Below are 6,760 nucleotides of genomic sequence, written 5' to 3'. Positions count from 1 at the left end.
CCCTGATTCGGGTAGTAGGCGATGTGGGTGGGGAAGCTCGTACCCTCAACAACATCGGCTTCGTCTACGAGGATTTGGGAGAGGAACAAAAAGCACTAGAGTATTACACCCAGTCCCTTCCCCTGAGTCGGGTAGTAGGCGCTCGCTCACAGGAAGCTACCACCCTCAACAACATCGGCAGTGTCTACCATGATTTGGGAGAGAAACAGAAAGCGCTAGAGTATTACAGCCAGTCCCTTCCCCTAAGTCGGGCAGTAGGCGATCGCTCACAGGAAGCTAGGGCCCTCAACAACATCGGCTTAGTCTACTCATTGGCAGAACAACAGAAAGCGCTAGAGTATTACAGCCAGTCCCTTCCCCTAAGTCGGGCAGTAGGCGATCGCAGTGGGGAAGCTACCACCCTTTACAACATTGCTTCTGCCAAACGCGCTCAAGGCCATCTCACGGAAGCCCTCACTGACATTGAAACGGCTCTCAAAATTATTGAAAGCCTCCGGACAAAAGTTGCCAGCCCAGAACTCCGCACCTCTTACTTTGCCACAGTACAAAACTATTACCAGTTCTATATTGACCTGTTAATGCAACTGCACAAAACGCAACCCAAATCTGGTTATGATACCAAGGCCTTTGAAGCCAGCGAACGTTCCCGCGCCCGCAGCCTCCTCGAACTTCTTCAAGAAGCAAACGCGGATATTCGCCAAGGTGTCGCCCCAGAATTATTGCAGCGAGAACGCAGTTTACAACAACAACTCGATGCCCTTGAAAAACAGCGAATCGAAGTTCTCAATCGCCCCAACCACACTCCAGCCCAAGAAGCAGAATTAGAAAAACAGCGGGAAACTTTAATAGCACAATATCAGGACATTCAAACACAAATTCGCACCACTAGCCCCCGGTACGCAGCCCTCACCCAACCGCAACCTCTAACGCTTGCACAAATTCAACAACAAATCCTCGATGAGAATACAATTTTACTCCAGTATTCTCTAGGAAAAGACCGCAGCTATCTGTGGGCTGTGACTAAAACCAGCATCACCAGTTATGAATTGCCTCCAAGCGCCGACCTCGAAAAAGCCGCCCGCAATTTCCGCGATGCTGTGACTAACCCGCACTACCGAAACATTCCCGATCGAGTTGCTGAAGCTAACAACACGCTTAGTCAAATTATTTTACAGCCCGTAGCAGCACAACTCGCTCAAAAACGCCTGCTGATAGTTGGCGATGGCATTCTCAATTACCTCCCCTTTGCTGCCCTTTCCCTCCCCGGAAAATCTGGTGAAAATGGGAATCCGCCTTTAATAGTAGACCATGAAATCGTGCTGCTGCCTTCTGCTTCCACCTTGGGAATATTAAGACAAAACTACAGTGACAGACAACCTCCTACTCGGACTTTAGCGATTCTCGCCGATCCAGTTTTTAGCCCGGAAGATGAACGAGTCAAAAACCAGTCAACCGCCAGCAATCTGCAAGCAATAGAATCAGTAAACCCCGGTTTAAGCCGCTCTGGTCGCGACAATAACTTACAGTTGAGCCGTTTAAACTTCACTCGCCAAGAAGCTCAAATCATTCAAGCGTTAGTACCAGCTAATTCTCGCACCGAATCTTTGGATTTTGAAGCCAGCCGCGCCGTCGCAACCAGTCAGAACTTAAGCCAATATAAAATCATTCATTTTGCCACTCACGGTTTAGCGAATAGCACTAACCCGGAACTATCGGGAATCATCTTGTCACTGGTAGATGAAAAGGGCAATTCCTTAAACGGATTCCTGCGACTTACTGATATTTTCAACCTCAAATTAGCAGCAGATTTAGTAGTGTTAAGTGCCTGTCAAACCGGAATGGGGCAGAACATTCAAGGCGAGGGCATGGTAGGATTAACACGGGGATTTATGTATGCAGGGGCTCAGCGAGTGGTGGTGAGTTTGTGGAGTGTGGACGATGAAGGAACGGCTACGTTAATGTCGAGTTTCTATCAGGGAATGCTGCAAAAAGGGTTAACGCCAGCGGCAGCATTGAGGGCGGCGCAACTGCAAATGTTGAAGCAGGAAGAGTGGCGTTCTCCTTATTATTGGGCGGCTTTTACCCTTCAGGGCGAATGGCGATAAATTTTATGAAAAACCGTTATGATATCAAGTCCGATTAATTGCTGATAAAACCTATACGGGCATCGGGCATCGGGCTTGCCATGAACAACAGCCAACAGCCAACAGTCAACTGTCTTCCTTCTTCCTTCTTCCTTCTTCCTTCGTGTCCTTCGCGTCTTCGCGGTTGAATAATACTAATTCTTCGGCCCCGAAAGGAGCAATTATAAAAAAAAGCGGCTCCGCTTGTCGCAGAACCGCCGTCACAGAGGATGAAAAATCAAAACTTAACGCACAGCGCCCTGTACTGAAGGTGATTCAATTGTTTTCATGAAGTACAGCTTCACTAATTGCCAGCCGTTCGACAGATACAAAGGCAATTTTTGGAAGAACTGCAAGAATTTCGGAGTATTAGAAGCAACAATTGCAGTCAACTTCTGATTGTTCTTGAGGCAAACATCCAGGCGTTCATAAAACTCGGGATTGTTCACGTCCAGCATCACGGGGAATACGCGACCTGCTGTTTCGTTGGTCTTTTTAATCACTTCAATGTCGTATTCGCGAGCATCGAGACCGAGCGATCGATAAAAACCCGCGCGCTGGATATCATTGAGATACATTGTCGCGAACACTGACAGCAAGAAGAAACGGCACCAAAGCTTAGCGCGCCAATCGTTCAACATCTGAGGCTGAGCTCTCATCACCGCATCGAAGAAATCTCCGTGGCGGTTTTCATCCTGGCACCAATTTTCAAAGAATCGGAAAATCGGATAAATCTGGTCTTCAGGATGCGCTTTTAAGTGCTGGTAAATCGTGATGTAGCGCCAATAACCGATCTTTTCCGACAAGTAAGTCGCGTAGAAAATAAACTTCGGCTTAAAGAATGTGTAACTGCGGCTCTTTGTCAAGAAACCCAAATCCAGGGACAAATTAAAGTCCGAGAGAGCTTTGTTGAGGAATCCGGCGTGCCGCGCTTCGTCGCGGGACATCAGGTTGAAACCCTCGGCGAGCACTGGATTTTTGTCTTTGAGCCTGCGTCCCAATTCTTTGTAAAGCAAGAACCCAGAAAACTCAGCGGTGCATGAACGTTCTAGAAACTCAATGAACAACTGGCGCTTTTCGCCGTCAATGTGATCCCAAGATTGAGCGAACTCCTCATCCCGCACGAAGTGGTTTTTGTTGTAGTCAACGCGGAACTCTTGGATAATTGCTTCTAGTTCGGCTTCATTTACCGAGATGTCCATTTTGGCCATCTCGTCAAAGTCGGTTGTGTAAAATCTCGGCGTGAGAATAGTTTCTTTGGCTGGGGCTTTCACTCCCGGCCGCAGTTCTTCAAAAGTGGGTTTTTTGAGGGAATCTACCATATTTTTATTGGATTTCTGCTTATAACTACTCGCTTGTTTCCATTGTCGGGTACTGCGGGCGATCGCGCTCGTGTATGTCCGGCCAGCGCTGGCGGCGCGCTCGGTTTGGCGCTCGGTTTGGCGCTTCGTGTGGAATCCAGTTCTAAGCTGCTGTAATTTCCACGCCCTCCAGTTTACCAAGCTCTCGCCCCCGGAAATATGTTACTGGCGTTAAGAATTGCTACGCAGAATTACTCATGGGCTTCCAGACAGAAGGTATGGGGAAACCAAATTCTGCCTTTTGTCAGTTTATTAGGCTACCACACAAATAAATTCCCATGTCAACCTGTTTAAACACCACATAGAAAGTACAAAATGTATAGAGGGACTCCAATTCTTAGAATAATCAGGCAGGATGGTCAGAAAATGAGCAATTTAGGTGTTAGTTACCTTTTATGGGCAGCTTGTTTTTTCGGCCCCTTCGGACTCCACCGCCTCTACAACGGCAAGATTGGTAGTGGTTTGCTGTGGCTGTTTACCTTTGGTTTGTTTGGGTTTGGGCAATTGTTTGACTTGCTGCTGCTGCCGAACATGGTGGACGAACACAATGCCAGTCTCAGGGGCAAACTCGGCGTATCTCGCGAAGGTATACCGCTATATCCCAGCAGCGGGGCGATCGCCGCGACATACCCCAAGCCAACTCCAGACCAGTTAGGGGTTAAACTCCTGAAGGCAGCTTATACCAAGAACGGAAGATTATCTGTCACCCAAGGGGTGATGGCAACCGGCGCTACTTTTGCCGAAGTGGAAGAGGCTTTCACGGCAATGCTCAAAACAGGTTATGTGAGTATCGAGAACGATGCCGTAACTGGCGTCGTGATCTACCACTTTCACGAACTTTAGCTGTTGCGGGTGCGTTACCTAGGAGATTTGGTCTATTTTTCCAGAAGCTAATCGCTGACGCACCCTACTACTTGATATTGCTTACCGAGCAGTTATTGCGGTTTTTCGAGTAAGCATTGCCGACAAAATCGGCTAGAATGTTTGTTTGTCTCTATAAGCAAGCAGAAAGTATTTAGCGTCATGGCAGTCCCTAAGAAGAAAACCTCCAAATCCAAGAAGAATATGCGTAAGGCCACATGGAAGCGCAAAGCTGTAGTGGCAGCTCAGAAAGCTCTGTCTCTGGGCAAATCAGTTCTGACTGGGCGTTCCAACAGCTTCGTGTATCCCGGCAATGAAGAAGAGGAGGAAGAATAGAAACGGAATACCGGGCATAGGGCGAACCCGATGCCCGATCGATCAATCCTTTTTTGCTGTTGGTAAAATCAGCATGGCATCGCCAAAGGAATAAAAGCGGTACTCTTGCTCGATCGCTTCTCGGTACAAATCCAACAGCCGAGGCCTTCCAATCATCGCACTTATCATCATCATCAAAGTAGAGCGGGGCAAGTGAAAATTGGTAATCATCCCCTCTACAACCCGCCACTTGTAGCCCGGGTAGATAAACAAATTGGTCGGGCCGCAAAAAGGTTGCAAGGAAAAATCGCCACTCGCGGCGGCGGCTCCCTCTAAAGCTCGCACTGCTGTGGTACCCACGGCAACGATCCGCCCGCCTCTGGCTTGAGTTTCCCGGATTTTCTCGACGGTGGCGGGGGGTACTTCCACCCATTCGCCGTGCATTTTGTGAGCCGTCACGTCTGCTACCTCCACCGGGCGAAACGTCCCTACTCCGACGTGTAAGGTGACAAAAGTTTTTTCGATTCCCCGCTGTTCCAAGCGGCTGAACAATTCTTCGGTGAAGTGCAGGCCTGCTGTGGGGGCAGCCACGGCCCCAAGCCTCTCGGCATAAACAGTCTGGTACTGTTCCGCTGAAGCTTGGGAATTTTCGATGTAGGGCGGCAGGGGTATGTGGCCGTATTCGTCCAAAAACTTCGCCAGATTCTCATCTGTGGGGATGTCAAACTCCAACAGCCGTCCCCCTGTTGCGTCGTCCCTCTCTATAACTGTTGCAGTCAATCGACGACGATGGGGCATCGTGGCATCGGGAAGGCAACAGCAAGGAGCTGTGGTCGAGTCCTCACAGGCAGGGGCGATGGGATCAAACTCAATTTTTGCTCCCAACTTTAAGCGTTTCCCCGGTTTAACCAAAGCCAGCCAACAGTTGTGCTGCCGTTCTTCCATCAACAATATCTCCACAGCCGGGCCGTTGGGTTTGTGCCCGTAGAGCCTCGCTGGCAGCACGCGGGTGTTGTTCAGTACCAGCAAGTCGCCCGGTTGCAGCAAATCGGGTAAATCCCTAAAAATCCGGTGTTGGTGGCTGCTGGGAGAATCTACAGCCAGCAAGCGAGAACTGTCCCTCGGCACTACGGGATTTTGGGCAATGCGTGAGGGCGGAAGTTCGTAGTCGTAGCCGTCCAAAGACCAGTCCATCTCTGTCATCGAGTGAATTCCTGTGCGATCGATCTGTCAACTGGGTAACAAATTGGGTAAAAACCCCCATCCAAAGTCGGGTGCTTTTCCCCTTGTGGTCGCGGGTATAGCCCGCGAGGATAGAGGTGTAGCATCAGCTTTGCTCATAAGGATCGTTATGGAATACCTCTACTACATCGCCAATACTAGCCTTACTCTGAGAGTCGTGGATTACCTACGCACGGCTCATCATCTTCCTTTGCAATTTATCACTGTTATTCACCAAATTGACGGCTGGGTGGTAAAGGTGAAAATGAGCCAATATTTAACTCCAGAAATGCACGGGGATTTTCGGGCTTTTATGAACGAACTCGGGATTCCTTACGATCCGGAAATTCGCTTGCAAATGGCGCTTTGGAGTTTGGAAACCGGACAGTCGCCGCTGAGCGTGATGCGCCGCTACCAGGTGGCAGTGGTTTGTCACGGCAGCCCTGACCGCAAAGAAATTGAAGCGTTTCGCCAGCAGTTTGTCAAGGGTCTGGGATATTGCCCGGAAACTCTGGCCTAGATTGCTAGGCATATAAATTAACTTTGACACTCTCCGGGAATCAACGCCACGGAGATTCTTAAGACCACAACTTTAGTCTTAAAGGCGCTGACAAGTCGCCTCTACTGATTCCGCTTAGATCAAGTCCAAGCATCATCGCTACTTTTCTGCCAATATTCGCAGCGCCGTTGCAATCTGCATTGATTAACCAGCCTTGAGCCGTCCGGTACAGACCACGCTTAACCCGCTTGCCGCTTGCATTCCACCCTTCAGGTTTTTCGCCGAATGTAGGTAGAAAATCATTACAGCACTTTGCGTGACTAAGAGGTACAGTAACAGCAGTGAGCCAAATAATTTTCGATTTGCTTACTTGAACATAA

6 protein-coding genes and 1 pseudogene are annotated in these 6,760 nt (G+C 49.1%); 4 read left to right on the top strand and 3 right to left on the bottom strand.

The window, feature by feature from the left end; translation table 11 throughout:
- Positions 1 to 2,105 (top strand): CHAT domain-containing protein (locus tag QUB14_RS14215; RefSeq protein ID WP_333297219.1); only part of this gene is annotated, 2,105 nt, incomplete at its 5' end.
- A 263-nt stretch (positions 2,106 to 2,368) separates the two neighbouring features.
- Here the strand turns inward: QUB14_RS14215 and acsF are convergent.
- On the bottom strand, positions 2,369 to 3,445 hold the full coding sequence (acsF, locus tag QUB14_RS14210; protein WP_333209316.1) for a magnesium-protoporphyrin IX monomethyl ester (oxidative) cyclase: 1,077 nt from the start codon (positions 3,443 to 3,445) through the stop codon (positions 2,369 to 2,371).
- A gap of 405 nt (positions 3,446 to 3,850) precedes the next feature.
- Between acsF and QUB14_RS14205 the strand changes: the two genes are divergently transcribed.
- Both QUB14_RS14205 and rpmF read left to right on the top strand, forming a co-directional pair.
- A complete protein-coding gene (locus QUB14_RS14205; protein ID WP_190738825.1) occupies positions 3,851 to 4,327 on the top strand; it encodes a TM2 domain-containing protein in 477 nt (158 codons plus the stop codon).
- Between the two features lie 180 nt (positions 4,328 to 4,507).
- On the top strand, positions 4,508 to 4,681 hold the full coding sequence (gene rpmF / locus QUB14_RS14200; protein WP_006632406.1) for a 50S ribosomal protein L32: 174 nt from the start codon (positions 4,508 to 4,510) through the stop codon (positions 4,679 to 4,681).
- A 42-nt stretch (positions 4,682 to 4,723) separates the two neighbouring features.
- Here the strand turns inward: rpmF and queA are convergent, their stop codons facing one another.
- Complete coding sequence (queA, locus tag QUB14_RS14195) at positions 4,724 to 5,863, bottom strand: tRNA preQ1(34) S-adenosylmethionine ribosyltransferase-isomerase QueA (protein WP_333217644.1); 1,140 nt, start codon at positions 5,861 to 5,863, stop codon at positions 4,724 to 4,726.
- 148 nt (positions 5,864 to 6,011) lie between these two features.
- Between queA and QUB14_RS14190 the strand changes: the two genes are divergently transcribed.
- Entirely contained in the window at positions 6,012 to 6,401 is a 390-nt protein-coding gene (locus tag QUB14_RS14190; RefSeq protein WP_006632408.1) for a hypothetical protein, read from the top strand.
- 58 nt (positions 6,402 to 6,459) lie between these two features.
- Here the strand turns inward: QUB14_RS14190 and QUB14_RS14185 are convergent.
- A pseudogene (locus tag QUB14_RS14185) lies at positions 6,460 to 6,760 on the bottom strand (hypothetical protein); the annotation flags it as partial.

Source organism: Microcoleus sp. B3-D2 (assembly GCF_036705345.1).
In the GTDB taxonomy this organism is placed as follows: domain Bacteria; phylum Cyanobacteriota; class Cyanobacteriia; order Cyanobacteriales; family Microcoleaceae; genus Microcoleus.
Note: the sequence above shows the minus strand (reverse complement) of the source record. Positions and strands in the feature narration are given on the sequence as shown.

What these genes read in the sequence shown, in the direction of transcription:
- acsF (WP_333209316.1), bottom strand. Translation starts at nt 3,445, where the DNA reads ATGGTAGATTCCCTCAAAAAACCCACTTTTGAAGAACTGCGGCCGGGA.
- QUB14_RS14205 (WP_190738825.1), top strand. Translation starts at nt 3,851, where the DNA reads ATGAGCAATTTAGGTGTTAGTTACCTTTTATGGGCAGCTTGTTTTTTC.
- rpmF (WP_006632406.1), top strand. Translation starts at nt 4,508, where the DNA reads ATGGCAGTCCCTAAGAAGAAAACCTCCAAATCCAAGAAGAATATGCGT.
- queA (WP_333217644.1), bottom strand. Translation starts at nt 5,863, where the DNA reads ATGACAGAGATGGACTGGTCTTTGGACGGCTACGACTACGAACTTCCG.
- QUB14_RS14190 (WP_006632408.1), top strand. Translation starts at nt 6,012, where the DNA reads ATGGAATACCTCTACTACATCGCCAATACTAGCCTTACTCTGAGAGTC.